General features: G+C 56.5%; 25 protein-coding genes and 1 riboswitch. Of the genes, 3 read left to right on the plus strand and 22 right to left on the minus strand.

All coding sequences use genetic code 11. From position 1 onward, the window contains the following. Positions 1–168 precede the first annotated feature (168 nt). The 9 genes from hslU to JC200_RS01055 all read right to left on the minus strand — a co-directional run bounded on the left by hslU (position 169) and on the right by JC200_RS01055 (position 10617). Positions 169–1557: an ATP-dependent protease ATPase subunit HslU gene (gene hslU / locus JC200_RS01015; protein ID WP_274434329.1), complete on the minus strand. Its 1389-nt coding sequence runs from the start codon at positions 1555–1557 to the stop codon at positions 169–171. 64 nt (positions 1558–1621) lie between these two features. Then, a complete protein-coding gene (gene hslV / locus JC200_RS01020) occupies positions 1622–2170 on the minus strand; it encodes an ATP-dependent protease subunit HslV (protein ID WP_274434330.1) in 549 nt (182 codons plus the stop codon). Positions 2171–2211: 41 nt separating this feature from the next. Then, positions 2212–3120, minus strand: coding sequence for a tyrosine recombinase XerC (locus JC200_RS01025; RefSeq protein ID WP_274434331.1), 909 nt, complete (start codon positions 3118–3120; stop codon positions 2212–2214). Further along, positions 3107–4426, minus strand: coding sequence for a methylenetetrahydrofolate--tRNA-(uracil(54)-C(5))-methyltransferase (FADH(2)-oxidizing) TrmFO (gene trmFO, locus JC200_RS01030; protein ID WP_274434332.1), 1320 nt, complete (start codon positions 4424–4426; stop codon positions 3107–3109). Before trmFO ends, JC200_RS01025 begins: the two co-directional genes overlap by 14 nt. A 33-nt stretch (positions 4427–4459) precedes the next feature. Next, entirely contained in the window at positions 4460–6574 is a 2115-nt protein-coding gene (topA, locus tag JC200_RS01035) for a type I DNA topoisomerase (protein WP_274434333.1), read from the minus strand. A gap of 98 nt (positions 6575–6672) precedes the next feature. Continuing rightward, entirely contained in the window at positions 6673–7764 is a 1092-nt protein-coding gene (gene dprA, locus JC200_RS01040; RefSeq protein WP_274434334.1) for a DNA-processing protein DprA, read from the minus strand. A 159-nt stretch (positions 7765–7923) separates the two neighbouring features. Then, the gene (gene sucD, locus JC200_RS01045) at positions 7924–8829 is read right to left on the minus strand and encodes a succinate--CoA ligase subunit alpha (protein WP_274434335.1); all 906 of its coding nucleotides are present in this window, start codon (positions 8827–8829) and stop codon (positions 7924–7926) included. Between the two features lie 16 nt (positions 8830–8845). Beyond that, a complete protein-coding gene (sucC, locus tag JC200_RS01050) occupies positions 8846–10000 on the minus strand; it encodes an ADP-forming succinate--CoA ligase subunit beta (protein WP_274434336.1) in 1155 nt (384 codons plus the stop codon). Between the two features lie 224 nt (positions 10001–10224). Beyond that, complete coding sequence (locus JC200_RS01055) at positions 10225–10617, minus strand: hypothetical protein (protein WP_274434337.1); 393 nt, start codon at positions 10615–10617, stop codon at positions 10225–10227. Between the two features lie 215 nt (positions 10618–10832). Here JC200_RS01055 and JC200_RS01060 point away from each other — a divergent pair, with 215 nt between their 5' ends. Beyond that, positions 10833–12431: a YifB family Mg chelatase-like AAA ATPase gene (locus tag JC200_RS01060; RefSeq protein ID WP_274434338.1), complete on the plus strand. Its 1599-nt coding sequence runs from the start codon at positions 10833–10835 to the stop codon at positions 12429–12431. A gap of 23 nt (positions 12432–12454) precedes the next feature. On the opposite strand, the gene JC200_RS01065 is transcribed toward JC200_RS01060, so the two are convergent. The 10 genes from JC200_RS01065 to JC200_RS01110 all read right to left on the minus strand — a co-directional run bounded on the left by JC200_RS01065 (position 12455) and on the right by JC200_RS01110 (position 21247). Continuing rightward, positions 12455–12817 carry a YraN family protein gene (locus JC200_RS01065; RefSeq protein WP_274434339.1) on the minus strand — a complete coding sequence of 121 codons (363 nt, stop codon included), beginning with the start codon at positions 12815–12817 and terminating at the stop codon, positions 12455–12457. An 8-nt stretch (positions 12818–12825) separates the two neighbouring features. Continuing rightward, positions 12826–13494, minus strand: a complete 669-nt coding sequence (locus JC200_RS01070) for a ribonuclease HII (RefSeq protein ID WP_274434340.1) — start codon at positions 13492–13494, stop codon at positions 12826–12828. 71 nt (positions 13495–13565) lie between these two features. Further along, a complete protein-coding gene (ylqF, locus tag JC200_RS01075) occupies positions 13566–14465 on the minus strand; it encodes a ribosome biogenesis GTPase YlqF (RefSeq protein ID WP_274434341.1) in 900 nt (299 codons plus the stop codon). Between the two features lie 182 nt (positions 14466–14647). Next, positions 14648–14989, minus strand: coding sequence for a 50S ribosomal protein L19 (gene rplS / locus JC200_RS01080; RefSeq protein ID WP_274434342.1), 342 nt, complete (start codon positions 14987–14989; stop codon positions 14648–14650). A 138-nt stretch (positions 14990–15127) separates the two neighbouring features. Beyond that, a complete protein-coding gene (locus JC200_RS01085; RefSeq protein ID WP_274434343.1) occupies positions 15128–15835 on the minus strand; it encodes an HlyD family secretion protein in 708 nt (235 codons plus the stop codon). A 172-nt stretch (positions 15836–16007) separates the two neighbouring features. Further along, positions 16008–16163 carry a hypothetical protein gene (locus JC200_RS01090; RefSeq protein WP_274434344.1) on the minus strand — a complete coding sequence of 52 codons (156 nt, stop codon included), beginning with the start codon at positions 16161–16163 and terminating at the stop codon, positions 16008–16010. An 81-nt stretch (positions 16164–16244) separates the two neighbouring features. Then, positions 16245–16397, minus strand: a riboswitch (cyclic di-AMP (ydaO/yuaA leader). A 51-nt stretch (positions 16398–16448) separates the two neighbouring features. After that, on the minus strand, positions 16449–17255 hold the full coding sequence (locus JC200_RS01095) for a hypothetical protein (RefSeq protein WP_274434345.1): 807 nt from the start codon (positions 17253–17255) through the stop codon (positions 16449–16451). Further along, positions 17252–18907, minus strand: coding sequence for a hypothetical protein (locus tag JC200_RS01100; protein ID WP_274434346.1), 1656 nt, complete (start codon positions 18905–18907; stop codon positions 17252–17254). Before JC200_RS01100 ends, JC200_RS01095 begins: the two co-directional genes overlap by 4 nt. Then, complete coding sequence (locus JC200_RS01105; protein ID WP_274434347.1) at positions 18897–20168, minus strand: O-antigen ligase family protein; 1272 nt, start codon at positions 20166–20168, stop codon at positions 18897–18899. The genes JC200_RS01100 and JC200_RS01105 overlap by 11 nt, the downstream gene beginning before the upstream one ends. A 59-nt stretch (positions 20169–20227) precedes the next feature. Further along, complete coding sequence (locus JC200_RS01110; protein ID WP_274434348.1) at positions 20228–21247, minus strand: asparaginase; 1020 nt, start codon at positions 21245–21247, stop codon at positions 20228–20230. 140 nt (positions 21248–21387) lie between these two features. Here JC200_RS01110 and JC200_RS01115 point away from each other — a divergent pair, with 140 nt between their 5' ends. Continuing rightward, positions 21388–21792: a hypothetical protein gene (locus tag JC200_RS01115; RefSeq protein ID WP_274434349.1), complete on the plus strand. Its 405-nt coding sequence runs from the start codon at positions 21388–21390 to the stop codon at positions 21790–21792. An 81-nt stretch (positions 21793–21873) separates the two neighbouring features. Here the strand turns inward: JC200_RS01115 and JC200_RS01120 are convergent, their stop codons facing one another. Both JC200_RS01120 and JC200_RS01125 read right to left on the minus strand, forming a co-directional pair. Then, positions 21874–22113: a hypothetical protein gene (locus JC200_RS01120; RefSeq protein ID WP_274434350.1), complete on the minus strand. Its 240-nt coding sequence runs from the start codon at positions 22111–22113 to the stop codon at positions 21874–21876. Positions 22114–22186: 73 nt separating this feature from the next. Continuing rightward, complete coding sequence (locus tag JC200_RS01125; RefSeq protein WP_274434351.1) at positions 22187–23284, minus strand: M23 family metallopeptidase; 1098 nt, start codon at positions 23282–23284, stop codon at positions 22187–22189. A gap of 523 nt (positions 23285–23807) precedes the next feature. Here JC200_RS01125 and JC200_RS01130 point away from each other — a divergent pair. Then, positions 23808–24218, plus strand: a complete 411-nt coding sequence (locus tag JC200_RS01130) for an acyl-CoA thioesterase (RefSeq protein WP_274434352.1) — start codon at positions 23808–23810, stop codon at positions 24216–24218. A gap of 71 nt (positions 24219–24289) precedes the next feature. Here the strand turns inward: JC200_RS01130 and JC200_RS01135 are convergent, their stop codons facing one another. Next, the gene (locus JC200_RS01135) at positions 24290–25282 is read right to left on the minus strand and encodes an RluA family pseudouridine synthase (RefSeq protein ID WP_274434353.1); all 993 of its coding nucleotides are present in this window, start codon (positions 25280–25282) and stop codon (positions 24290–24292) included. Positions 25283–25305: the final 23 nt, after the last annotated feature.

The following is a 25305-nucleotide window of genomic DNA, read 5'->3' on the forward strand; positions in this document are numbered from 1 at the left end:
CGCCTGCATCCACTGCCCCGCCACCCAAGTTCCTCTCAGGCACCGACAGAGCATCCGCAAGCGTGTGTACTCCGCGAACAGCGGGCTGTCACACTGCACTCTAATATAACACAGTGGCTGGAAAGCAGGCAACCAAAGCTCCTGTCGCTTCCGCAGATTTCATGCCACCTAGAGGATGAACTGACTGACATCGCGGTTGACCACGATTGACTGGAGTTTTTCATCGACATACTGCGGCGTGATGACAACCTCTTCGAGATGAACGTCCGGCGCTTCAAACGAAAGTTCCTCAAGAACCTTCTCCACTAAGGTGTGCAGGCGTCTGGCGCCAATGTCCTCGGTTTCCGCGTTCACCTGCGCCGCCATTTCCGCAATCCGCGTGATGGCCTCGTCGGTGAACTTCACCTGAATCCCTTCAGTCTGCAGAAGCGCTGTGTATTGTTTGAGCAGCGCATGCTGCGGTTCGCGCAGAATGCGGCCAAAATCCTCCGCGCTTAAACTCGTGAGTTCAACTCGAATCGGGAATCGACCCTGCAGCTCAGGGATGAGGTCAGACGGTTTGGAAATGTGAAAGGCACCAGCTCCGACAAACAATACGTGATCCGTCTTGACTGGGCCGTGTTTCGTGACAACCGTCGAACCTTCAACGATCGGCAGAATGTCACGCTGCACACCTTCGCGCGACACGTCAGGGCCACGGTGTTCACGGCCAGCAATCTTATCCATTTCATCAATGAAGATGATCCCGTGGTTCTCCGCGCGGTGCACCGCTTCCGCAACTACGCTCTCCATGTCGATCAGCCTCTGTGCTTCCTCCTGAGTCAGCACCTGTCGCGCTTCGCGTACGGTCATCTTCCGCTTGCGGGTGCGCTTTGGCAGCAGGTTGCCCAGCATCTCCTGCAAGTTGCCCGCGCCTTCCGCACCCATGCCCGGCATGAAGTTGAACGCCTGCGGAGTGGCTTGTTCCTCTACGTCCACTTCCACGAGGCGGTCTTCCAATTCGCCCATTTCCAGTTGCCGAAGGAGCCGCTTTCGTTCAGACCGCACACTCTCGGACGCGTTATCCGACTCGCTGGAGCCACTCATGCCGCCAAGCAACATCTCGAACGGATTGCGATTATTTCTCTTCGCGTTCGGGTCAGGGACAAGCGCTGCCGCAATTCGTTCATTGGCGAGGTCCTGCGCATGGTCCTGTACCCGCAGAGCGTATTCAGCCTTGACCATGCGAACCGCGGTTTCCACAAGGTCGCGCACCATCGACTCGACATCACGACCCACGTACCCTACTTCCGTGAACTTTGTTGCCTCCACCTTGATGAACGGCGCACCGACGAGTCTGCTCAACCGCCGCGCAATCTCCGTCTTGCCAACGCCTGTCGGCCCAATCATCAGGATATTCTTTGGTGTAATCTCTTCCTGCAGTTCCGGCGGCAGTTTGGCACGACGTGTCCGATTTCGCAGAGCAATCGCCACCGCTCGCTTTGCCTGTTTCTGTCCGACAATGTACTTATCGAGTTCCGCCACAATCTGCGCAGGTGTGAGTTCGGCATTGGCCACTTGTACTCGCCTCCCCTGTCTTCTAGCAAATCCACAGCGCGCATGCGCCTATTACGTGCCCTATCTACTCCCTAGTCAGGGACTCTACAACGATGTGGTCGTTTGTAAACACACAGATCTCTGAGGCGATTCGAAGCGCCTGTTCGGCAATGTGCGCGACGCCGAGGTCAGTATTGCGGTCCAGGGCGCGTCCCGCTGCGAGGGCGTAAGCTCCCCCAGACCCAATCGCGCAGACGCCATCGTCAGGCTCAATGACTTCGCCCCCGCCAGAGAGGATGAACAGGTGTTCCCGGTTCATACACAAAAGCATCGCTTCAAGCTTTTGCAGTACCTTGTCTGACCGCCACTCCTTGGCGAGTTCTACCGCCGCTCGCTGCAGGTTCCCATGATATTCCTCGAGCTTTGCCTCAAACTTTTCAAACAGCGTAAACGCGTCAGCGACTGAACCCGCGAAACCGGCAACCACTTCGCCGCCGTATAGCCTGCGCACCTTTCGTGCACCGTGTTTCATAATCATGCTGTTCCCGAGTGTAACCTGCCCATCCCCCGCCATCGCCGCTTCGCCATTTTTGAGGATCGCGAAGATGGTCGTTCCGTGCAGTTGCATCTCCATCGTGCCTTCATCCCTCTCTACAGACGTTCAACCGCTCTGCATCACGCTCTCGGGTGCGCCTGATGGTATACCTGCGCGAGTCGATCACGCGAGGTATGCGTATAAATCTGAGTCGTAGACAGACTCGCGTGGCCAAGCAGTTCTTGCACGACCCGAAGGTCGGCACCGCCATCAAGCAAGTGCGTAGCAAAACTGTGTCGGAGTGCATGCGGACTGATGTGTGACAATCCCGCAACGCGACGAATGTGCAAGTCAAGAATGCGCCGTACGCTGCGGTCCGTCAACCGACCACCGCGGCGATTCACAAACAGCGCTTGCGCTGCAACCTTTCCGTTCGAGTCGACAAACACGTGCGCCGACCGCGCGTCTAGGTATCGGACCATGCTCTCAATTGCCTTGTGCCCGACAACCACATAGCGCTCTTTGCCGCCCTTGCCAAAGACGAGAGCTGTACCCTCCTGCAGCGACACATCCGACACATCAAGCCCTACGCACTCACTGACTCGAACCCCAGCAGCATAGAGAAACTCCAGCAGCGCTCGGTCGCGCAGTGACCACAAGTCTGTGCCACTAATGGACTCAAGCAACGCCTTGACTTCTTCAGGATAGTAGAAACTCGGCACCGGCTTCGGCTGTTTGGGCAAGGACAGCGCTCTGGCCGGATTCACCTCGAGCTCACCCTCGCGAATGAGAAAATCAAAAAAGCTGCGGTAGCAGGACAGTCGACGAGCGAGCGATGATTTTGCCAACCCGCGCTCGAGTTCTCCTGCCATGAAACTGCGCAGGTGCGACGGTCGTATCGCCTTTACATCAACCACACTAGTTTGACCCAGAAAGTTAACAAGAGCTTCGAGGTCTCGCCCGTACGCCTCCACCGTTCGGTTGGACGAGCCGCGAGTCATGGTGCGCTCTCGGAGAAAGGCATCTACAGCAAAGTCAAGGCCGTTCATGAGGCACTCCGAGCACAAGTGTCGAGAGGTCTTCGAGCGCCCGTTCCGACAGAGCCAAAGCGCGGTCGCGTTTTTCTCGAATCCTCGTCGCAAGTGGTGGAATAATTCCGAACGTCGCGTTCATCGGCTGAAAGTTCCTCGGGTCTGCGTGTGTGATGTAGTGCGCAAGGCTGCCAATCGCGGTGGTCTGGGGAAAGCTGACCAGCGGCTGTCCTTTTACCAAGCGCGCGGCGTTTCGACCAGCGACCAGACCAGCCGCTGCTGACTCCACGTATCCTTCTACACCTGTCAGTTGGCCAGCAAAAAACAAGGTCTCACGCCGTCTGGTCTGGTATGTCGCAAGAAGAGCCTGCGGGCTGTTGATGTACGTGTTCCTATGCATCACACCGTATCTCACAAATTCCGCCTGCTCCAGCCCAGGAATCATGCGGAACACACGGGATTGCTCGCCCCACTTCAAATGCGTCTGGAATCCAACGAGGTTTAGCAAGGTTGCTGCAGCGTTGTCCTGGCGCAACTGTACGACCGCGTACGGTCGTCTGCCCGTGCGCGGGTCTGTCAGTCCCACAGGCTTCATTGGTCCAAACAACAGTGTTTTCGCACCGCGCTGCGCCATGACTTCAATCGGCATGCAGCCTTCGAAGTACTTCTCCTCTTCAAAGTCGTGCAGAGGAGCGGTTTGAGCGCTGACCAAGGCATCGTAGAACGCTGTAAACTCCGCTTCCGTAAACGGGCAGTTAATATAGTCCGACGCGCCGCCCTTGTCGTAACGCGAGGCGAGAAAAACCTTATCAAAGTCTACCGACTCTTTTGTGATGATCGGCGCAGCCGCATCAAAAAAATACAAGTGGTTCTCCCCGAAGAAGTCTGCAATCGAGGCCGACAGCCGATCCGAGGTGAGTGGGCCTGTGGCGACCACCACAACCCCATCCTGCGGAACTGCTGACACTTCTTCGCGCACCACTTCGACAAGCGGATGACCCTCCAGCCGTGCTGTTACAGCTGCAGAAAAGCCTTCACGGTCCACCGCGAGGGCGCCGCCAGCGGGCACCGCGTGCTCGTCAGCAGCCGCCATCACGAGCGAATTAAGTCGACGCATCTCTTCTTTCAACAGCCCCACCGCATTTGTCAAACCTGCTGCGCGCAGTGAATTGGTGCACACTAGTTCAGCAAATTGACTTGTGTGGTGGGCTGGGGTTTTGCGAATCGGTCGCATTTCATACAGTTTAACTCGAACGCCTTGCTGCGCAATCTGCCATGCGGCCTCAGATCCGGCAAGGCCAGCGCCGATTACAGTCACGACCACGGTGGCACCCCCCTACCGGCTGTGTCGATACAACTACGACCTCACGTTGGCCTGAGCGCGCGTGGGTTCCGCAGCGGCTGTGCCGGCGTGTGCAGACTCGTTGCTGCAGACGATTGTGACTTGCCCTTTGTTGCGCTTCTCCACCAGCGGATGAGAACACGTCGGGCACAGTTGCCCTGTCGGCTGATTCCAAAGCACGTAGTCGCAATCGGGATAGCCGCTGCAGCCATAAAACACTTTACGCTTCTTCCCCCTGCGCTCCACGAGCGGCTTGCCGCAGTGTGGACAGTTGACCCCGACTTCTTTGGTAATCGGTTTCGTGTTGCGACAGTCCGGGAATCCCGGGCAGGCCAGAAACTTGCCATATCGCCCCTGCTTAATAACCATCATGCGACCGCATTTTTCGCACTCCACGTCAGACACTTCATCTTCAATATGGACGTGTTCGAGTGTGCTTTCCGCCCGCTCAAGGTCAGCCTCGAACGACTCGTAAAACTGTCCGAGCAGTTTGACCCAGTCCACGTCACCGTCTTCCACCTCATCTAGCTCTTTCTCCAGGTGAGCCGTGAAGTCGACGTCAATCAGTTGGTGGAAGTTCTCAATTAACAGGTCCACGACGATTTCACCGAGTTCTGTGGGCACAAATCGCTTTTGTTCCAGAACCACGTAACCGCGCTTCAAAATCGTATCGATGGTCGGCGCGTACGTGCTAGGTCGGCCAATCCCCAGTTCCTCCATAGATTTCACCAAACTCGACTCGGAGAAACGCGGAGGTGGTTGTGTGAAGTGCTGTTCCGGTTTCAACCCAGGGTCGGGGAGATTTTGTCCGTCCTCCACCGGCGGCAACAGCTTCGACGTGTCGTCCTCATTCGTGTTGTCATCCGTTCCTTCGGTGTACACCGCCATAAAGCCAGGAAACTTCAGCACAGAACCGGTCGCTCTAAACAACGCACGTCCCGCGCGAATGTCCACCGTTGTGGTGTCGAGCAGTGCAGGGGTCATCTGACTCGCCACGAAGCGCTCCCAGATGAGCTTGTAGAGCCTGTATTGGTCTCGACTGAGAAATGACTTTACAGACTCTGGGTCACGTTCCACGCTCGTCGGTCTGACACCTTCGTGAGCGTCTTGTGCACTCGATTTCGTGCTGTACTGTTTGGCCTCCGTGGGAACGTACGCGGCACCGTAACGGTCTTTAATCAAAGCGCGCGCCTCAACTTGCGCCGACTCGGATATCCGTGTAGAGTCCGTCCGCATGTAAGTGATTAACCCCACGCTGCCTTCCGCCCCGACATCGAGACCTTCGTACAGCTGTTGCGCCACCGACATCGTCTTATACGCCCGGAAACCGAGTTTACGCGCTGCCTCCTGTTGTAGGCTGCTGGTGGTGAAAGGTGCGCTCGGATTGCGCCGACGCTCTGAACGCTTCACTTTTTCCACTTGGTAAGTCGCACCCGTCAAAGCAGCCAGCAACTCGTCGACAGCGCCGCGGTTCGACAGCGGCGTTTTTTCCTGGCCGTAGCCGACGAAGCGAGCGGTGAGTGCACCTTCGTCGAGAACGAACAGCGCGTCTACACTCCAGTACTCCTCTGGGATAAACGCCCGAATCTCGCGCTCACGGTCGACGATCAGGCGAACAGCGACAGACTGCACACGACCAGCCGACAGACCTTTTTTGACCTTTCGCCACAGTAGCGGACTCAAGCGATAGCCAACTAATCTGTCTAAAATACGCCGAGTCTGCTGGGCGCGAATCAAGTCTTGATCTAACTTGCGCGGCTCTGTAAAGGCGTCTTTGACAGCGTCCTTTGTAATTTCATGAAAGACAACGCGGCATGCGTCGTTTGGGTCGAGTTCCAGCAACTGCGCCAAGTGCCAGGCAATCGCCTCTCCCTCGCGGTCCGGGTCAGCCGCCAGAAACACGCGCTTCGCCTTTTTGCTGGCTGTGCGCAGAGACTTGATGAGGTCTCCCTTACCGCGAATCGTAATGTAGTGGGGTTCAAAGTCATGGTCCACATCGACGCCGAGCTTGCTCTTCGGCAGATCCCGCACGTGTCCCATGGACGCCTTCACTGAGTAGCGCTTCCCCAGGTATTTTTCGATCGTTTTCGCCTTGGCTGGCGATTCGACGATGACGAGGTAATCGGCCAATGGTTTTCCTCCTTGATTCGGAACGTCCACGGCGGTGCAAAAGTTGCTCACATCTTAGCACCTGCAAAAACCACTTTGCAAACCTTACCAGTTTCACACTAGTGCCCGCGGCGACGACGCTGGTACAACCCTCCAGGTACTCGTTCAATAAAGCCAGCGAGTTCGAGTTCAAGGAGACCTGCAAACACTTCAGATGCTGATGTCTGGAGTTGATGCTCAAGTTGCGTTGCCGTCACGGGAGCATCCAGATAGTCGTACATGGAACGCCAACGCGCAGGCACAGTTCGTTGGTCCACTGAACTGCATGATAACCCCCAGTCTGTCAACACATCCAGCGGATCAACCAAAATGCGGGCCCCATCCTGCAGAAGCTTGTGCGAACCGCGAAAGTGCACAGACGTAATTGGGCCAGGCACCGCGTAAATGTCGCGTCCGAGATCGAGCGCCGCTTCCACGGTCCGCAGCGCACCACTTCTCTCCCCCGCCTGAACGACGATGACAGCCTGTGCCAGTGCCGCGATTAGGCGGTTGCGCTCCGGAAATCGATACTTTTCAACAAGGCTACCAGGCGGGTATTCACTGACGACCCAGCCTCGCTCGCAGATTTTCTCGTAGAGCGCCTGATGGCTGGAAGGATAGCATACATCGACTCCGCATGCCAATACAGCCCCTGTCGTCCCACCAGCGTTGAGTGCCGTTTTGTGCGCTTCAGCGTCAATGCCAAGTGCCAATCCCGATACGACATCGCAACCACCCTGAACCAACGTTTCGGTCACCCAACGGGTGGCCTCGAGTCCGTACGAAGAAGCTCGCCTAGTCCCCACAACTGCCACTCTGTGTTGTGCGAGTCCGAGCGACTTACGCCGCCCGCGGAGAAACACAATGTGAGGTGCATCGTCGAGGTCGTTCAACGCGCCGGGCCAGTCGTCATCACCTGGCAACAGGCAGTGAACGCCGCGTTCAGCGAGGTGCTCCTCAACTAAATCATCAGAAAAAGCGTGCCTCCAACCGTCCAAGCGCTCTGCCGTCTGTTCGTGCATTTTACATACGGCACGCCAGTCCGCACGGTCTGCCGACCAGACAGCTTGCGCACTGCCAAGCCCGCGCACGAGTTTGCGCGCGACAGAAGGTTCAAGCGCAGGACAGAGAGCCAAGGCAATCCGCAAAACTCGCTCGTTCACTGGCGCCATCATGCCACCTCTTTACTCCCATCATCCGATCACGGTCTCATTGTCAAGCAGACCTGCCGAGCTGTCCACTTCCATGGCAGATGTTTGGTGAGTCCTGGAGACGCAAAAACGCAGGGGGCACTTTCTGCCACCCTGCGTTTTTCGCACATTGCCTAGCAATTACGCCTTCACCTTGCACTTTTCCAGTAACCCGCGCTCTTCGAGCAACGCCTGCAGTGTGGAGCCCATCTCGGACGGTGTCGGCGCCACGCGAATGCCGCACTCCTCAAACTTGGCAATCTTCGAGGCCGCCGTACCGCTACCGCCAGAGACAATCGCACCGGCGTGACCCATGCGACGTCCCGGAGGGGCAGTTGCGCCAGCGATGAAGCCTACGACCGGTTTCTTCATGTGGTCCCGGATCCACTCCGCAGCTTGTTCCTCCGCAGTGCCGCCGATTTCGCCGATCATGATGAGGGCTTCTGTGTCTGGGTCTTCATTGAACATCTTCAGGACGTCTAGAAAATTCGTTCCATTCACGGGGTCTCCGCCAATTCCCACCGCTGTTGACTGGCCAATCCCGCGGACTGTCAGCTGGTACACTGCCTCATAGGTGAGCGTTCCGCTGCGCGAAATCACGCCGACGTGACCAGGAGTGTGGATGTACCCGGGCATAATACCAATCTTGCACTCGCCGGGCGTAATCACACCTGGGCAGTTGGGTCCAATCAGGCGTGTGTGACGCCCTTCCATGTAGCGGCGTACTTTAACCATGTCGAGCACCGGGATGCCCTCGGTGATGCAGATAACGAGGTCAAGTTCCGCATCAACGGCTTCCATGATGGAATCCGCTGCAAACGCAGGTGGCACGTAAATGACAGACGCGTTGGCGCCAGTCTCCTCCACGGCCTCCGCTACAGAGTTGAACACGGGCAAGCCCTCTACTGTCGTGCCACCCTTGCCTGGTGTCACACCGCCGACCATCTGCGTACCGTATTCAATCGCTTGCTTGGTGTGAAACAGGCCCGTTGCACCAGTAATCCCTTGTGTAATGACCTTTGTGTCCTTGTTGACAAGAATGCTCATGGGTCGTCTCCCCTCCTCAGACCATAGCCACCATTTTTTGTGCTGCGTCCGCGAGTGAGTCAGCGGCAACGATATTCAGGCCAGATGCCCCAAGAATCTCTTTGCCAAGGTCTACATTGGTGCCTTCCAGCCGCACGACGAGTGGCTTGTTCAGGCCGATCTGACGAGCAGCCGCCACGACGCCGTTGGCAATGACATCGCACTTCATGATGCCTCCGAAGATGTTGACGAGAATTCCCTGTACCTTCTCGTCCGACAGGATGATTTTAAACGCTTCTGTGACCTTCTCTTCCGACGCACCACCGCCGACATCAAGGAAGTTGGCCGGCGCCCCGCCATAGTACTTAATCGTGTCCATCGTCGCCATGGCAAGGCCTGCACCGTTTACCATGCAGCCGATGTTCCCATCGAGGGCGATGTAACTAAGGTCGTACTTGGAAGCTTCAATCTCCTTTGGATCTTCTTCCTCCAAGTCCCGCAATTCCTGAATGTCCGGGTGGCGATACAAAGCGTTGTCATCGAAGTTCAGCTTCGCATCGAGTGCCATGACGTCGCCATCGCCAGTTACAACCAGCGGGTTGATCTCGGCGATCGAGCAGTCCTTAGCGACAAAACACGTATAAAGTCCGGTCATGAATTTTACAGCCTTGTTCACGAGTTTGTCGGGGATTTGGATCGAGAATGCCAGTTTTCGCGCCTGAAACGGCAACAGTCCAACAGCGGGGTCAATGATTTCGCGGAAGATTTTCTCCGGAGTCTTGGCAGCTACCTCTTCAATCTCCATGCCGCCCTCCGCGGACGCCATCATGACGACTCGTCCGAGCGCGCGGTCTAGCACAAGACCTATGTAGTACTCTTTCTGGATGTTCGTCAACTGCTCAATCAACAGCCGTTTGACAACTTTCCCCTGCGGCCCGGTTTGGTGGGTCACGAGCGTCTTGCCGAGCAACTCACGCGCGTGTGTCTCAACTTCCCCCAAAGACTTCGCCAACTTGACGCCGCCAGCTTTGCCGCGGCCGCCTGCATGAATCTGTGCTTTTACCACACCTTGTCCACCAAGTCCCTTGGCCACTTCCAGCGCTTCTTCCACACTGAAGGCGACCTTTCCCTGGGGCACAGCGACGCCGTACTCTGCAAGTACGGACTTGGCTTGATACTCGTGAATGTTCATCCGCTGATTCCTCCCTCACCTGCGTTGTACCGGACAGGCAAAACTCGGGACCCACCGCGAGCGATGCGTCCGGGCACGGAAATCCACTCCTTTGTCAGAAAACGCAAGGCAGGGACTGGCTGTCCAGTCCCCTGAAACAGGTCCTCTATTAAGATAGAACACCAGAAGGTGATTTACAACTTACTGAAAAACTCGAACTGCAGTTGAAACTTTGACGCTTGCGACTAACGAGGAAGTTGAACGTAGAGAACCAAAGCCGCCGCAAACGACACTGCCATGGATAAGACATCCACTGTCAGCAACAGGCGTGCGTATCTGCGGCGTAGTGCAAACAGGATAGACGCCAAGGCTGCGCTGAGGACGGCAAACAGCCAGGCCAGCAAGATGCTGTTGACTTGACCTGCAAAAGGGATACATCCGATGAGGGCAGAGACGGCGGCAGCAGCCGACAAGCAGACCGTCAGCCATACTAACGCATCAAACCGCGACCTCTTTTCGCGGAAGCGATCGGCGCGGCGCTTTGCTTTCCACACGCGCATATCAATGACACGACCCTTCTCGGTCGCGTTCCCCTGATCCCGTCGAGTACGCTGCGACGTCCCCTTCGATCCCTGCACGCTTGTTCCTCCCGTCCCGGAAGATATACCCTTCCCTATCTTCGTTCCGTCGTACTCTGATGGTACCGTCACATTCCTCAATCTGCAATACACTGACGTTCCAAGAATGTGCCTTGCGACGATTTTTCTGCACGTTATTCGTTCTGAACACATGCTCATACTGTGCATCATCGCACGCTTTGGGCCGTCGTGTTATACCGAGGTGACGGACGCGCGTGGCAGATCTACCTGCGCGCCGCGGACATTACATCGGTGAACGGAAGGTGAGCCTACACATGCTTGGCACCGCACACGGAGCCGTACTAGAAGGGATGGATGCGACGGTCGTGCTCGTCGAAGCAGACGTCACCGCCGGCATTCCGCAATTTCAGATTGTCGGTTTACCGGATTCCGCAGTCAGCGAGTCGAAACTTCGCATTCGCTCTGCAATCCGGAACGCCGGACTGCAGTTCCCAAGTCAACGCATCACTGTCAACCTCTCCCCTGCCAGTGTGCGCAAACGCGGCCCCGGCCTCGACTTGGCCATCGCGGTAGCTATTCTGCGTGCATCCGGCCAACTTCCCGGCGATACGGAGCGGCCGGGGCGCGGAACAAAACCTGTCATTGTCGGTTTCTGCGCCGAACTCGGCCTCTCTGGTCAACTTGTACCGATTGGTGCACTGGTGAATCTCGCTCTGGCGCTGCGCCAACACGGCCGTGTCGAGATGTGTATCAGTACAGGCCAGGTCAGCCGCTGCGTTGCGTTGCCGAACGTCCAGTACTACCCATTTGACTCGCTTGCGTCCGTTGTTCAGGCGCTGTCCGTCAAGTCCTCCTGGCCAGCCCCCGTTCACCTTGCCACGGACCCATTTTCACCAACAGGCGAAGGGGCTCAAGGCAACGTAGATATGTCTGAAGTCGAAGGCATGGCAGAGGTCAAACGAGCACTCACTATCGCCGCGTCAGGCGGTCTGCACGCTCTACTCGTAGGTCCGCCCGGTTGTGGCAAAACAATGCTGGCCGAGAGAGTGTCGACCATCCTCCCTCAGCTCGACGATGAGTCTGCCCTTGAGGTGTATGCCATTCATCAAGCCGCACAGTTGGCTACCCCGCCGTCGCGGACGCCGCCTCTGCGCAATCCTCATCACAGCGTCACGGCCGCTGGTCTAATCGGCGGCGGGTACCCGCCGCTCCCGGGTGAAGCCACCCTCGCTCACCACGGGGTACTGTTGCTTGATGAAATGGCTGAGTTTGACAGAACTGCACTGAACACGCTGCGAGAGCCCCTCGTGAACCGGCACGTCCGACTTGCGCGGTCTGGAAAAACAATGACACTCCCTGCGGACTTTCTCCTCCTCGGCACAATGAACCCTTGTCCATGCGGCGCTCGGGGGTTCGGCGAGTGTCGTTGTGCAGAGCGAGAAGTCGAACGGTACTGGTCTCGCTTATCCGGACCGCTGCTCGACCGGATCGACTTGGTCATAGTCGTGTCACCGACAACACCTTCATTCGCTCGCAAAGTCGAAGAAACCTCTGCTTCCATGCGGATGCGCGTGTCCGCCGCGCGGGCACTGCTCTCCACTGCAAGTGGAAACCGGTCGCAGACAGGCCACTCGTTTCACCCAGAGCCGTTGTCAATCTCCGACAGACCCCTGCAACTCTTGACAGAATCCGCGCGTCAACTACGCCTGTCGCAGCGAGCTAGCGCATCCGTCCGACGTATTGCATCGGCCATCGCTGCTCTCGACGGCCGTACGCACGTGCTGGCGGCAGACGTGCAAGAGGCGCTGGGACTGCGGGCCGTTCCGGTTTCGAGTTCTTCACACAGTTGGTAGTACGAGTCATCTGGGAGCAGTGGCTAAAGACCGAGGTTGCGGATGTGGTCAAACGAGGTGATTTGGCCGAAACGCACGTAAACCGCCACTGCGTCGATGCGCAGGGGTTGTGCGTCTGTGCGATGCAAGTAGTTGAGCAGAAATGGCACGAGTCGCTGCAATTGATGGGCCTTGGCGCCTGCGATCGACTCTGCAGGCGACCCGAAAGCGGGGCCGCTACGGCTGCGCACTTCCACGACCACCAGCACGCCCCGGTCATTCGCGACAATGTCGAGTTCCCCGACGCGACAGCGCCAGTTTCGTTCCAGGACTGTCCAGCCGAGGGTGCGCGTCAAGTACTGACACGCGAATTCCTCAGCGATTCGCCCCGTTTCCTGCCGGGTCAAAGCCGGCGTCATGAACCGACACGAAGGTGTTCCCGCACCGGCGCAAACGACCTCCGGTGGTGAGGAGAGGGTCCGACCTGAGTAAGAGCCAAGAGGTGCTCCGCTGTGCCATAACCCGCGTTTCTCTCGAAACCATACTCCGGGTGCACCGCAGCTAACTCAGCCATCATCTCATCCCGGCGAACCTTCGCAATGACTGAGGCCGCAGCAATGGAGAGGCACTTCGCATCACCGTCCACCACAGGTACAGACGGCAGTGCCGTTCCTGCAAAAAGGGGTGGGTACGGCCCGTCCACAAGCGCCAAGGGCGGCGAAACCGCAAGGCCCTCGAGCGCCCGGGCCATGGCGATGCGAGACGCACTGAGGATGTTGTGCTGATCAATTTCAGCGACGCTTGCGACACCGATGGCCACCGCCTGTGCTTGTTCTAGGATGACCTTTGCCAGGGACTCCCGTCTAGCCTTCGTCAGTTGCTTGGAATCTCGCACGCCAGACAGAACTCTCCAGTCCAAACCAAGCACAACAGCCGCAGCGACGACAGGTCCCGCCAAACAACCGCGGCCAACCTCATCCACACCCGCACAGATGACAGCCTGATGCCCTTCAATAAGTTGCCGTTCATAGTCCCACAGGGTCTGCGCATGCGCCAACTCTCGTGCTTGTCTCTGCGCCGTCACACAATCAACCGCCCTTAGCCAAACAAAGTCTGTTGTCCTCAGTGTACCGACCCACCGACCCCTCCGCTAGATCAACTTTGTACACTTTCATCACGATTAGGCGGAGTCTCGAACGTGATCCGACCGAGTTGTCCTGTTTGCAATTCTCGCAACAACAGTTCTGCAGCGCGCTCGGTATCGAAGACACCGCCCGAACGCAGCAGCCCTCGCCGTTTGGCGATCGCTGCAATCACCGGCTCAGCTGACTCCCACAGTTGTAGTGGGTCTGCTTGAAGTCTTGGAATCGGGTCAATCTCATACCGACTCTCGACAATCCCCGGATAGTGGTTGCTGCACCACACCACAAAGTAAGCGGCAACCATCGGCAGGTCCACTACTTCGCCCTTCACCGCTCCGCTCATAGCCAAGGCAAATGCGCCCGCCTCGTTGTCAAGCTTAGGCCACAGCACGCCTGGAGTGTCGAGCAATTCCGCATTACCCAAGCGAATCCACTGTTGTTGCTTCGTGATTCCGGGTTTGTCCCCCGTCTTCGTCGCCGCACGCCCGGCCAAGCGGTTAATGAGGGAGGACTTGCCGACGTTCGGGATGCCGACGACCATCGCCCGGACCGGGCGTGGACGGATGCCGCGCTTAGCGTCACGGGCCCGTTTCTCTGCTATCGCCTCGTTCAATGCCGGGACGATGTCGCGCACGCCACTCCCTGTCCTCGCGTCGATCCCAACTACAGGGGTCCCGCGGCCGGAAAAGTACGCACTCCAAGCAGCCGTCTTGGCTGGGTCAGCGAGGTCTGTTCGCGTCATCACAACAGTCCGGGGTTTACTCCCGATGAGTTCCCCGAGCATCGGGTTGGCACTCGCGATCGGCAGTCGAGCGTCAACGAGTTCAAGTACGGCGTCCACTTGCCGCAAAGACTCTGTCATCTCTCGGCGGGCCTTCGCCATATGACCTGGGAACCAATGAATGGGTTGCACGTAGGTATCCTCCTGTTCAAGCACGTCCGCTTTACCGCTCAGCTATGTACGGTTCGCAGTGATGCCCAAATCCCCAAATACTAAAAAGCGGCGAGACGCAACTGCGCCCCTCCGCCGTTTGAGCACTCTAGCGAGGCAAGCAGGAGCCGTCTGCATGACGGCGACCTGCTCTGCTCCCTCGCTCAACGAATTTCTTTGATACGTGCAGCCTTACCACTTAAGCCGCGCAGGTAGTGCAGTTTCGCGCGCCGCACCTTGCCACGGCGAATCGCTTCGATCTTCTCAATCTTGGGAGAATGCACTGGGAACGTGCGTTCCACACCTACGCCGTATGATATCTTTCGCACTGTATATGTTTCGCTGATCCCGCTTCCGCGGCGGCGAATCACAATGCCTTCGAACACCTGGATGCGCTCGCGCTGTCCTTCACGGACTTTCACGTGCACCCGAAGTGTGTCACCCGGGCGAAATGCGGGGACATCCGTACGCAGTTGTTCTCTTGCAATGGTCTCTAACAGGTTCATTTCAGAGGCCTCCCTTCACACAGGTGTTCGTGCCGTGCTTGCCACGACAGAGGACCACCGTAATCACACCGACCCATTCTAGCACAGGCACCCTCGTCGAAGCAATGAGAATCCACACTCACGCCAAGCGCCTGCTGTTCAGGGCGTTTGCCGGTGAATGCGAACAGTGACACTCATCCCCGGACGCAAGGCGGAACCAGCGTATCCGGACATAGTAATTCGAACCGGGACGGTTTGTGTGACACGTGTGTACGTCCCACTCGCGTTATTCGTCGACGGAATCAACGCAAAGAACGAATTTGTAGTCATGCCGATAGACTGGACAGTACCTTTCAAGGACAGTGACGGGTAAGAATCGACAGAAATATCCACGGCGTCTCCAACATTGACATTGCGGAGCTGTGATTCACTGATATTCGCTGTGATGTGCAGGTTTGAAAGGTTGACTACTTCCCCGAGCGGTTGCCCGGGGCTAACGACTTGGCCTGCGGACACATTCGACTGTACCAGGGTGCCGTTGGTGGGACTCAGTACCTGCGCGGCATTGGAGACCGCTTGGGCAACCCCTGGCGCAGAAGCGGCAGCGCCAAGTTGTTGCTTCTCGAGCGACGTGTCCACCTGACCGACAACCTGCCCAGCTGCGACCTGGTCACCCACCGTTACGTTCCAGCTGTTCAGCTTGCCAGCAAACTCGGCGTTCAACGGGACGACCTGTCCCTCAATAAAAGCATTGTTCGTCGTCACATAGTGGCTTTGCTGGTAGTAGTAGCTATACCCTCCATACACCGCCGCCAGAACAACAATAAAAGCGACCACGTTCAACAGGACGATCCGCCGAACGTTCATACGACGACCCCTTCCCACAACCTTGCGCGTGTTGTTTTAGCCGAGAAACATTTTAACACAGGATAGACATCTCTCCAAGGCAGTTCTCCACAAAAAGGACAGCCACAGACTCTGCATCGGCAGATTCCGTGGCTGCACCTACTTGCCTTCCCGTGTACTAACTTACGTCACGCTACGAAGGTTCAGGATTTCGACCTGACTCTACTCTTGTCGCTTCGTCCTCTTCAGCATCTTCATCGAAGCCCGCTTCTGCCTCTGACAAACGTTGCAGCGCTTGGACAATCTCCATGTCACGTGAGTAGTCGGGCAGCTCAGGTAACTTGGTCACGGCGGACACCCCCGGATTGAGTGATCAATCGCGGGTTCCACTGGAAAAACAGGTTTGCCGCTTTCCCCTGAACATCAGGTTCACTTGGCTCCTATACGCTTACGGAGTTAGCTGACGGGTTGGGACGTAGGTTCGCCCTTCGCGCGTAGCACGATTCACCCCTGTACGCAATACCAAGACTGCGCACACATAATTGGTTCCTCCGCTTCCATTGGAACTCAGCGATAGTTTACGTAACTCATTATATGCCATATTCGTCACCCAGGCAACGACCGCCCGGTCCAGCTATGGCAGAGCCGACACTTGATTCAGCAGGGATGGGGGAATCGTCACATCTGCGGCCGGTTTATTCAAGTTCGAGATCTCCGTATTCGCAACGACGGTCAGATTCTGGTGTGCCCCGGATGTCGACCCAGTAAAGGCCACCTCGCGCAACACGCCTGTGCGCTGACCGACGTAAAACGCCATTAAGATATCACCGGACTGCGCGGTGACAGCTGATGTGGCAGAACTTGTCACCCCACCGACAAGCCCTGTCGAAACACCACTGGAGGCCAGCAGTGACGACGGGATTTCAGCCTCGTAGACCGTACAGTACTCGTCAATTACGTACTGCCTAGGAAATTGCTTCAACGTGATGCCTTGATTCATCGCAGCCGATACCAGTTTCTGATATGGACGGTACACATCTACCTTGCCAACAGGTGTGGAAGGCATCCACTTTCCGTTCTCCGCTTGATACGCAGCTTTCCCCTGCTGGTAATACAGGTCGGATTGACCATCCAACGACACAGCCAACAGCGTCGTGTCAGGCGCGTTGACCTGCCCATACAGTGTAAACGAACTTCTTGCCCGACCGTTCACCACCGTAGCGGCCGTATTGATAATGTACTTCTTGAGTTTCTCTCCGAGCAAAACACCATTTTGCACAGGCGCCCACCCGTTAGAAGTTGCAGCACCTTGCGACAGTGCTTGCAACTGGCCAACAGGCGGCGCTATGGCCTGCTCCGTGGACGGACCACAACCAGAAACGACCGCCACTATGGCCAGCCCTGCAGCAACTGTTGCGAAGGGACGGACCTCCCGATTCATCGTTCGACCCCCTTCCCAACCGCTCTGACCCGCAGACGCAGCGCGTATCCGCCTGCGATAATGAGGGCGAGCAACACAGATGCAATCGGTACGACAGGAATGTCGTGACGCTTGAGCACCACGAATTTCCCCGTGCCGGACACAGTCGCCAAGAGGTCAGGGACCCGTGCGGTCGGCGAAAACTGAACGGGTATCACTTTCGCAATTCCTGGCCGGTAAACGCGCCAGTTACGCACCAGTGACCCGTTTTGATAGCTGTACGACGTAAAGTAGCGAATCGTCGAAGGCTGCATCAGACTGATGTCATTGGTCAGGATTTCCGGAACCTTGTCTCCACTAAACAGGACAGACGCTTCAAACCGCAACGAGCGATTCGGCGCTTGGTACACCTGCTTCCAAGTTCCATTGGAGTTCGCCTGTATGATAATCGCGGGTGAACTGTTGACAAACACGACATTCCGTCCGGATGCATCCAAGGCGCCAATGATCACGTCTGTCGACAACGGGTGGGCCGCGTTGCCTTGGTAGGTTGCGACCACTGCACCACCGTTTGCCAGGGATATGACTTTGAGGGTGTTCAGTCCTTCAAACAGGACTTGATTCATTTGTAGGTTGGTAAAGTGGCCAAAACCAATGACTTGCCCTTCGCCCGTCTTGACATGAACCGACAGTCCGTTGCTTGTCCCCTGGAGTACGCCGTGTACGACTTGCAGGCCCGTGCTGCGCGGAGAAACACCAAGTTCGCTCAAAACTTGGTCCCAGTTGCTTTGTTCCTCTAGCTGCACCTGTTTCGATAGCACAACCAACTCACTGGACATCGCAGTCGGATTAAGGCCTACTTTCGCGATCTGATCTGGCGTCAATACAGGAGTAAACGACTCATAAACACGTCCTCCAGACACTGACCAATGGGCCAACGTAAAGGGAAACTGTGGGTCCAAAGTAATCGGATTCACAGCCGAAAGTTCCTGCGGCGTCGGCTTTCGCAAACCGACCCTGCTATTACTCCCCGACAGAGACACCAGTTCGTAGAGGTGGTTGTATGAAGTCAACACGTTTTGCAGTTGATCAGTCGAAGCCGTTGCATTCATGACCCGTTGCGTAAAGCCGGTTGTCGTCTCACGAACTTTCTTGACGGTAACTACCGCCTGACCTTGCGGTGTCTGCACTGCGGCCAGCGGCAAGCTCTGAAAGTCCGTGGACGACACAGGCAAATTGCCGCTCGATACAATCACAAAACGAGTAAAGTAGGGCCACTCAGAGAACGGCAACCACGCACTAATCGCAGACATGGCAACTGCAGTGACGACCAAGTGCCGCATCCGAACTTTTCCCACCCATGCTGCCAAGGCGATTAAGCCCAAGCACATCACGACCGCCAAAGCCACGGCACGAAGTGATGGGCTGTTCGCCATGTCAGACAAGCCTTGCCCGACGAGCAAGGCAAACATGGTAAAAATGACCCATCTGCGGCGACTTGATGTAGGTAACCCGAGCAGCCAGACGGTGCTAATCAGTACAACTCCAACGACACCAAGAATGCCGTAGTCTTCGACAATCGGCGTTAAAATCCAAACGTTCACAGCGTTGACGAACACAGCCCAAAGAAGGTACCCAAGCCAGAGCAGCCACGTACGCGGCTTAGACTTCATCCGTGAGTCCCCCTTTGTCAAAGGAGCGGCTCCAAATCAAAAGCAGCATGGCATAGACAAAGTAGATGCTGGCCATTCGTGCATCCTCAAACACGTTTTCAATCGAATTGTGCACGAGTACAGCCACCAAACCCGTCACCAAACCAATGGCGGCAAAACGATACGGTTTTGGCGCTTTGCGGACGACGGACCGGAACAAGTCTCGCACCAGTGCAAGCTGCATTGTCAAGAACAGAGTCAACCCGACAATCCCCATCTCGCCAAGTATCTTTGCATAGTAGTTGTCGGAGTAAAGACTCAGGTTGTAGTCAGACGCAACGGCTCCACCGTACTTGCCAAGCCCCGTGCCAAACAGCGGGTTCCCACTCATCACGCTGAAAGCTTGCGCCCACCGGATGATCCGACCACCCTGGCTCGCCTTTAAAATGTAGACCGGCGAGAACAAATCCGCGATCCGATGGTGAATAGGTGGTAGAAAAAACCCAACAACACCAAGCACCACAAGTGCGAACAGCAACCGGCGGTCGACCAATACAGCCATCACCACCATCGCGACGGCGAGGGCCATCCATGCACCTCGGGTGAACGTGAAGCCCAAAGTCGCGATGCACAGAAGGACCCCGATGGAGTACAAGATTTTGCGCCAACGGTTTCGTTCAGACCAGGCCATTCCCGCAATGAATGGGGTCATCATGGCCATGTAAGCGCCCAACTCATTCGGACTGCCAAAGACGGAGAAGGCTCGGCTGCGCACATGCTCATTAACGTCCGCCCAAGTGGGCGGAATCGGGGTGGCGACCGCGTACTGATAGACACCGTCAAACGCGATCAGAATGGCAACAATGACGGCAACGTGGAGTAGCCGCGGAACATCTTCAGCTGCAACCAAAAACGGGAGAAGCAAGGGAAACAGTATGTAGTAGACATCCATCCGATACCCTTCAAGCGCAATCACAGGTTGATTGAGACCTGCGAACAGCAGCGCCAACCCGTATAGCAAAAACACCACTGCGAACTTCGTCCACGGAAACTGTTTGGGACGGACTCCTGCCAAAAACCGACTTAAAGCGACGACGGCCAGGATGATAAGGACTACCTTGTCCCAAATTGCGCCGAGCGGATCGCCATGCAGCCGCAGCGCGTAATCAACGAGCGGAAAAGCCACAAGCCCATATACGGACCAACGAACCCAGCGGTTCTCCGCAATGCTTGCAACATCCGGTCGGTTCAGCGCCGAAGCCATCGCCGACTGTCCATCCAAAGCATTCACCTCTCCTGACCAAACTGCCTGACATTATACCATAGTGCGACTGCAATACGTCACGCGCCATCCGAACTCTTTACTAGTTGGAAGATAGGTTCTAGGCGGCCGACAAGCGTGCCCTGGTGATTCTTTGTCGCAGGGTGATGCGCTGCCTGCAACCGCTCGATGACATCCGCAGGGACGAGGCCAGTCTGCAGTAGCGTTTCAACAACGCTTGGCTCGGATGCTCGCGAGTTACCATCATCGACTTTCACACACAAACCGACGCCGTGGTCGACAAGCCCAACGCAGTACACCCCTTCGGCACCTGTCTTTCCGAGCAGATGGCCGGGGTATGCGCCCATCAGCGTGGTGCAGAAACGGTCGGTCCCTGCAACAAGCTCAGGGTAGCGCATCATGGCCTGCGTGATTCGTGACATTGCCTCCGCTCTCTCGCTGGACACGCCGACTGGTCGGGCAAACCGAGCGTATGCCATTGCGAGGCGAGCGAGCGGCACCCCAAAGACAGGCACACCGCACCCATCTACGCCAACAGCAATGTCAGCCACCGGGACTTCACACAACTCCGACACAACAGCGAGAATCCGTTGTTGTACCGGATGATTCAAGTCCAAGTACCCAGCAGGGTCTGCACCAAGAAACTTCGCCATGGCGAGCATCCCCGCGTGCTTACCGGAGCAGTTATTGTGAATCGCGGTGACCGGGCTGCCAGTTCGCAGCAACTGCTCGTAAGCCTGACTACGATACGGAGCGTGCACACCGCACTGCAAATCTGCGTCAGTAAACCCGAGACGTGCAAGGAGCGCACTCACGCGTTCAACGTGCATCTCTTCACCGCTGTGAGAGGCACAACAGAGGGCAATTTCCGCGTCGGTCATGTCGAATGCATCAGCGGCCCCGCTTTCCACAAGCGGCAAAGCTTGCATTGGCTTGGCAGCTGACCGAGCGTATGTAACGCGTTCGGGATCTCCAAGCGACCACAGCAACTTTCCCTCCCCGTTCACCACCGCGATATCGCCATGATGCCGACTTTCAACTATGGAGCCACGCGTCACGTGCACGAGTAGATCGCTCATTTCCAGGTCCCCTTTGCCGACACAGAACACCAAATTGACCAGCGTCCAATAAAGCCCCTGTGATTCGGCCATAATAATGACGGTTCAAAACGACCATTGGTTCTCCTCCTTGTACCAATGGAAACAGGAGGTCGTGCAACTTGGAGATCGACCACATTCACAGCCTCGTTACCGACATCGTGGATTTAGAACAACAAGGTGCCTCTTTGTCGGCTGGCTGGTTGCAATTTGAACGCGGTGATTCAGAAGACATTGAGAAACTCCACACGCTCTCCGACCGCTCGCACCAACGCCTGTCAGAACTATCCGCACGACTTGAAGACATACTGGGGCGGTTACAACCAAGTGAGGAACGCCGGCGGATGGAGCAAGCGTACAACATTACACAGGAGCTTTTGCAGTCCCGTACCGCAAACCAATCCCTACTTACCAAGATGCTGTCGTCCGATCAGGAATTCTATGAGTACTTTCGCGCCCTCGCAATCAAAGAGCAAGCTGCACAGAAACAGTCGAAGCAACTGGAAGAGCTTCTGCGCTTGTCTTAAACTGGAGAATAGCAGACAAAGCACAAAGATACCCCGGCACGGCTGAACACGAGCGCATGTCAGGGTATCTTTGGTGCCGTCCTAAAACAGGCGCCAATGGCGAGACCGAACAACTCGTCCGGTCATCACGGCCGGGTAGTCAATGCGCGACTGCCTGCGCCAGCCCCGCGCAGCAAGTCCGGCAATGTACAGAAGAAACAAGATAAGAATACCAGTGACAATCCATTTCGTTGCACTGCCGTGAATCAGCGCGAGCGCCAAGACTTCAAACACAACAGCGACGACCACGAACGTTGTCAAGCTACGGCCAAATCGTGACATGCCAAGGCCTCCTCGGTGGACTCCACCCATCATTGTACGAGGCCAGACGGTAGACTGCAATGCACCGCACGAACTATGCCTGTGTCTTTTTATGTGTTCCCGGCGGCTGTGTGATGTGCTGCGGCAGACGCTGCCACTGCGCAAGCGAAGTTGACGGACTAAATGCCCACTCATGCCTTCCCGTATCCCGGTACATACCAAAGTGCAGGTGGGGCGGAAACTTACCCGCAGTGCCGGGCGGACCGTAGCCCGTGCTGCCGACGTAACCAATCACTTCTCCTGGTTGAACCAAATCACCCTGCTTGACTCCTTTGGCAAAACTTGATAAGTGTGCGTAGTAGTAATAAACGTTTTGAGTGTCTCGGATACCGATGCGCCAACCGCCAAATCGGTTCCACCCCATCAACTCCACATAACCGGCGCTGCACGCTAGCACCGGTGTGCCATAGGAAGCAAAGATGTCCACACCCTCGTGAATCCGCCGCCCACCGTAACTCCGACCGGCACCAAAAGTGTGTTTGACCGTGTAATTGTACCGCTTAGCCACAGGGAAACAATGTTCTTGCGAGGTCAACCCAAATCGTTTAAACAGGGCAGCAAAGCGGAAGATGCGGTCCATAGCAACAGGGTCTTGAAACAGGTCCCACACAGCAGAGCGTTCGTCCTCATCCCTGCTACCGCCAGACAACCATGCCGCCAAAACGGGAACGCGGTCGGCTGGGTCCCACGGCAGGGCAAGACCGTCATGGTTTCCGTCGCGACCGAGTCCTTGAAATAACCGAATTGACCACGCATCAACATCATGAGAGTTTGGGTTTGCCAGACCTGCCCACGCAGAGTCAGCGAACGCAAATCCGTAGTACGGTGCCGCAGCGCGGTCAGCCTTCGACTTTGTTATCTGCGCGTACCGGTCTACCGCTGCGAGAAGTGTCCAGTCAATGCCGTAGACTTGCGCACTTTTCTTGTATATAGGTACGAGGTTCTCTTGGGCTGGTACAGGAGCCTTGGCACGGTGCTGCACCTTCGGGGACTTTGCGCTTGTCTCCAGTGCACCTGTTATCGGCGCAGCAAGGGCCGAGGGCATGGAGGCAAAAGTCACACAGAGCGCAACCGCCATGCCCACGACATGAAGTTGTCTGGCCGAACGCCTTTGCACGCGTCGACATCGCATGGTCGAACCCCCTCCGACATATCGTTCGGTCTTACGCTGTCCAATGCCATACCGCTCTATTCAAACATCAAAGGGGCGGTTGGCACGAGTGCCGACCGCCCCTGTATTCGAATTCATGCTCATAGCACGTCGCGCAAGAACCGCCCGACGGGACTACCTCCTCCCTTGAACTCGCTCTCCGAACGCCAGCGAAGACCTGCTGATTCGACGAATCCGCCATACCGCCTGCGCACCGCACTCGATCCACAGTTCTACCGGATACAACTCTCCGTCTACTTCGTTAGCAACCCCCCTCGCCTCCGACAGGGTGGCAAATGGGCCCTCCCGGTACGCCCGAACATCGTCTGCCAAGTGGTAGTAGGTCCAATACCGACCAGACGGCACTCCATCACCGACGCGATCCGCCTAATTTTGAACCGATGTAGGTTCCATCGTAATCGCCTCTCTCTACTGCTATGTCGATACGGCGTGTCTCATTCAGGGTTTGCGCAGTATGATATGCTTCCGATCAGGAGGTGTCTGCATGCCGAATCTGTCCTCGATTGAGATACAAGTGCGGTCTACCGAAATTGACGTCAATGGACATGTCAACAACGCAAAGTACTTGGAGTATCTGGAATGGGGGAGGGAAGATTGGTTTGAAGCGAACGGACTTGATTACGACACCCTCAAATCACAGGGCGCTGTGACAGTCACTGCGAAAGTGACTGCCAACTATCGACGCGAGGCAGTCCAAAACGACCGGCTGCGAGTCCAGACATCGTTGCTGTCTGTCGGCAACAGCAGTTTCCGTATGAGCCAGGAAATCACCAATCAGCAGGGGCAACTCGTCCTCGATGCGGAATTCGTGATCGTCACGGTCGATCCTGCTACTCACACCTCTGTTCGCGTCCCAGACTCAATTCGAGGTGTTCTGCCTTCCCATGGCCGTTAACACTACCAGTCGACCGTAAGCCCGACGCGCAGATTCAAGGCGACCCTAAGGACGGGCGTGTCATCACGACCTCACAACGTCTCAACCATACGCAATTGTTCAGCGCTGTAACCTAGTTGCTGTAAGGTATCTCGAAACTGTTTGGGAAGAGGCGCAAACAACCGCCTTCCATCCGGCAAGACCATCAACGCTGCGTGCAGCCACTGATGCTCCTGTTCGCCCTCTGACGCATCCTGTGGCGCTAGAGCGGACGTTCTACCGCCATATTTCACATCGCCCCAGAGCGGATGGCCGATCGACTGAAAGTGCGCACGGATTTGGTGTGTCCGTCCACTCACGAGTTCTACTAGTGCAACGCTCGTGCGCCCTACGGCTGCCTTTCGCGTGTAGCGACTCAACGCTGAATGACTCCGCTCATCGAATTCCCGCGCGACGACCGTTCGGTTGCCGACTTCACGACGGAGAGCCGCATCAATCGTACCGGAAGGTGGAATCGTACCGCGGACTACGGCCAAATACCACTTTTGTACTTCATGACTGGCTATCTGGTCGGACAGTTTCGAGGCTGTTGCTGCGTTTTTGCTGAACACAACGATGCCACTCGTGTTCCGGTCCAGCCGGTGCACAGGTGCAACGGAAAATACAGTTGGCCGATCCTCTGCAGCATCGCGATCACGGACATCGCGATCATACAGAAACGCCTGCACGCGGTTCACAAGTGTATCCTTTTGTTCACCTGCGTCACCGTGAACAAGCAAACCCGCTGGCTTGTTCACTACCAACATGTCACTGTCTTCGTAGATCACGTCGATTTCCCGCGACACTCCCCCGTACTTCTTCGGGGCTCTGGTCGATGCCTTGAAGTCGGTTTCAGCCATGTACAACTGCACCGTGTCTCCCGTTTGTAAAACATCCTCTGTCTTCACACGCTTGCCGTTTCGCTTCACTCGCCCGGTGCGCAACATCTTGTAAACACCAGACAGTGGGACCCCGGGCAACAACTGCCGGATGAAGCGGTGCACCTTTTTACCTGCATCGGTCGACTGCACGACTACTTCGATCACGCCGCTCTCACCTCTCACTTTCT

It is taken from the genome of Alicyclobacillus sp. ALC3, assembly GCF_028751195.1.
Classification (GTDB): Bacteria; Bacillota; Bacilli; order Alicyclobacillales; family Alicyclobacillaceae; genus Alicyclobacillus_L.

What these genes read in the sequence shown, in the direction of transcription:
- hslV (WP_274434330.1), bottom strand. Translation starts at nt 2,170, where the DNA reads ATGGAGATGCAACTGCACGGAACGACCATCTTCGCGATCCTCAAAAAT.
- JC200_RS01025 (WP_274434331.1), bottom strand. Translation starts at nt 3,120, where the DNA reads ATGAACGGCCTTGACTTTGCTGTAGATGCCTTTCTCCGAGAGCGCACC.
- dprA (WP_274434334.1), bottom strand. Translation starts at nt 7,764, where the DNA reads ATGGCGCCAGTGAACGAGCGAGTTTTGCGGATTGCCTTGGCTCTCTGT.
- sucD (WP_274434335.1), bottom strand. Translation starts at nt 8,829, where the DNA reads ATGAGCATTCTTGTCAACAAGGACACAAAGGTCATTACACAAGGGATT.
- sucC (WP_274434336.1), bottom strand. Translation starts at nt 10,000, where the DNA reads ATGAACATTCACGAGTATCAAGCCAAGTCCGTACTTGCAGAGTACGGC.
- rplS (WP_274434342.1), bottom strand. Translation starts at nt 14,989, where the DNA reads ATGAACCTGTTAGAGACCATTGCAAGAGAACAACTGCGTACGGATGTC.
- JC200_RS01085 (WP_274434343.1), bottom strand. Translation starts at nt 15,835, where the DNA reads ATGAACGTTCGGCGGATCGTCCTGTTGAACGTGGTCGCTTTTATTGTT.
- JC200_RS01095 (WP_274434345.1), bottom strand. Translation starts at nt 17,255, where the DNA reads ATGAATCGGGAGGTCCGTCCCTTCGCAACAGTTGCTGCAGGGCTGGCC.
- JC200_RS01100 (WP_274434346.1), bottom strand. Translation starts at nt 18,907, where the DNA reads ATGAAGTCTAAGCCGCGTACGTGGCTGCTCTGGCTTGGGTACCTTCTT.
- JC200_RS01110 (WP_274434348.1), bottom strand. Translation starts at nt 21,247, where the DNA reads ATGAGCGATCTACTCGTGCACGTGACGCGTGGCTCCATAGTTGAAAGT.
- JC200_RS01120 (WP_274434350.1), bottom strand. Translation starts at nt 22,113, where the DNA reads ATGTCACGATTTGGCCGTAGCTTGACAACGTTCGTGGTCGTCGCTGTT.
- JC200_RS01125 (WP_274434351.1), bottom strand. Translation starts at nt 23,284, where the DNA reads ATGCGATGTCGACGCGTGCAAAGGCGTTCGGCCAGACAACTTCATGTC.
- JC200_RS01130 (WP_274434352.1), top strand. Translation starts at nt 23,808, where the DNA reads ATGCCGAATCTGTCCTCGATTGAGATACAAGTGCGGTCTACCGAAATT.